Annotated in this window: 2 protein-coding genes; one reads left to right on the top strand and one right to left on the bottom strand. The window is 66.9% G+C overall.

The annotated features are described in order from the left end of the window. A partial coding sequence (pdxR, locus tag AC628_RS41320; RefSeq protein ID WP_074132539.1) for a MocR-like pyridoxine biosynthesis transcription factor PdxR occupies window positions 1-1,309 on the bottom strand: 1,309 nt, incomplete at its 3' end. An 89-nt stretch (window positions 1,310-1,398) separates the two neighbouring features. On the opposite strand from pdxR, the gene AC628_RS41325 reads away from it, so the two are divergent. Beyond that, window positions 1,399-2,298: a DMT family transporter gene (locus tag AC628_RS41325; RefSeq protein ID WP_074132540.1), complete on the top strand. Its 900-nt coding sequence runs from the start codon at window positions 1,399-1,401 to the stop codon at window positions 2,296-2,298. The last annotated feature ends 298 nt before the right edge of the window (window positions 2,299-2,596 follow it).

A 2,596-nucleotide genomic window follows, 5' to 3' on the forward strand; every position in this document is an offset into this window, starting at 1 on the left:
CGACGCCGGCGGCCACCAGCCGCGCGACCGCATTCTGGTCCGCGGCCCCATCCTTGAAACGGGCGATCAGCTGCATGCCGCCTGGCGGGACCTCGGCGGTAAGCACCGGCCCAAGGTGCCGCGCCAGCGCCGCGGCGAGATGGTCGCGGCGCACGCGGTAGACGCGCCGCATCCGCCTGACATGCGCCAGGAAATGTCCGTCGGCCATGAAGTCGGCCAATGCCTCCTGGACATGGACGGACGCAATCAGTCCGAGGTGGCGCTGCGCGATCTCCATCGTCTGCGCCAATGATGGCGGCACCACCAGATAGCCGATCCGGATGTCGGCGGTCATCGCTTTTGCAAACGTGCCGAGATAGAGCACGCGCCCCTCGCGATCGAGCCCCTGCAGCGCCGGCATCGGACGGCTGTCATAGTGAAACTCGCCGTCGTAATCGTCCTCGACGATCCAGGTCTTGCCGGGCGCGGCCGCCGCCAACAGCTCGGTGCGGCGCGCAACCGGCATCACCCGTCCGGTCGGATGTTGATGCGAGGGCGTCGTGAAGATCAGTTTCGGCGCGCGCGCCTCGCGCATCCGCATCATGCCCCATTGATCGAGCCTGACGCCGACGACGTCGGCACCGGCCGCGCGAAACGCCGCCGCGGCGCCGGGATAACCGGGATCCTCGGTCCACACCGCGGCGCCGGGCCCGATGACGGTCGCCGCGATCAGTGTCAGCGCCGCCTGCGCGGCCGGCAGGATCAGGATCTGCTCGGCCTCGGCGTGCACGCCGCGGCTGATTTCGAGGTAATCACGCAAGGCTTCGCGCAGGCTCGGCCGATTGATCACGGTCTGGTCGTTGAAGCGGCGGCGCAGCGCGCTGCGGCGCAGGCAGCGCGCCCAGATCTCATGCGGAAATTCGCGCGCATCCGCAAGCCCGGAACGCAGCGGCCGGAACTTCGCCTGGTAGGACAGCGGCCAGTCCGTGTCGGAGAGCTGCAAGGCCCAGGGCGACAACAGCGGCTTGCGGGCTGTCTCGCGCCTCGGCGAAGCTACAGGTTTGGCGAAGCGCGCCTCGATATCGTCTGACACCACCGGCCGCCGCCGCGCGGCGACGCGCAGGTACCCCTCGGCTGCGAGCTGCTCATAGGCGTGCGTCACCGTGTTGCGCGACACGTCGAGCGCCGCCGACAGCGTGCGGCTCGACGGCAGCACAGCCCCGCTCCTGATCCGGCCGCCCGTCATCAGCCCGCGCAGCTGCTGGGTCAGTTGCGCAGTCAACCCGGCATCGTCGGCCCGCTTCAGCGCCAGCAATTCGGCGAGGATCAATCTGGCTCCTTTGTTCTATCAAATCTGGCTCTTTCGAGAGAGCCAGAGTGATCCTATTCACAGGGGGTATCGCCTGCAAGGATTCTGTCGTGAACCAGTCACTTTCGCCCGCCAAAGCCGCCGCCCTGTTCATCGTCGTGGTGCTGGCCTGGGGCATCAACTGGTCGGTGACGAAAACGCTCGTCGAGGCGGTGCCGCCGCTATGGACTGCATCGATCCGCAGCTGGGTCGCCCTGATCGCGCTGCTGGTGATCCTGCGCGCCAGCGGCAATCTGATCATTCCGCGGCTCGCCGACGTCCCGGTCGTGCTCAGCGTCGCGCTCTTGCACATGACGTTCTTCTCGACGCTGGTCGCCGCTGGCTTGCGCTATCTGCCGGCCAGCAAGGGCATCGTGCTGGGCTACACCACGCCATTGTGGGTCGCGCTCGCCGCGGGCGCCGCGCGGACCGAACGGCTCGCCGCGCTCAAGCTCGTCGGCGTTGCTTCCGGACTCGCAGGCCTTTGCGTGATCCTCAACCCGACATCGCTGGACTGGAGCAATTTGCACGTGATCGCCGGGGCCGGCATGATCATCCTCGCCGCGATCTGCTGGGCCGCCAACATCATCTACATCCGCTCGCACCGCTGGATCGCGACGCCGCTCCAATTGCTGTTGTGGCAGGTGCTGGTCGCAACGCTGGTGCTGACGATGTCAGCGCTGGTCACCGAGGGCGTGCCCGCGGTGACCTGGTCGCCGCACCTCGTGCTGCTGTTCCTCTATTCCGGCTTCATCGGCACGGCGCTGGCCTATTGGGCGATGTCGATGGTCAACAAGAGCCTGCCGGCGCTGACCACCTCGCTCGGCACGACGGGAACTCCTATCGTCGGCATCCTGACCGCGGCGCTGCTGCTCGGCGAGCCGATCGATCTCTCGCTGGCGATTGCCGCGGCGCTGATCGTCGGCGGCATCGCGCTGAGCTCGCTCGCGGACGCGCCGGCGCGGGCCTAAAGCAGGATGAAGTTAAGTTGAAACGGTTGACCACGGATTCGGTCCACCTCTCCCGACGCGGAGAGGTGAACATCCGTCACAACTTTAGCTCAGCTCAATCTAGGGCGGTACCCATAAATCCGGGATGCCGCTTTCGAGGGTAAAGCCGACACGCGACCCCACCCTTAGGAACGCCGGCTTTTGTGAAGGGTTTCGGACGCCGGCCGCTTGAGGGACGGCGCCGCGTATTCGGCGGCCGGCGTCCGAAAGCCTCCAAGGGAGGAAACCGCGCTTAAGGGAACGTGAGGCGGTGCTGCAG

Source organism: Bradyrhizobium sp. NAS96.2 (genome assembly GCF_001908235.1).
Classification (GTDB): domain Bacteria; phylum Pseudomonadota; class Alphaproteobacteria; order Rhizobiales; family Xanthobacteraceae; genus Bradyrhizobium.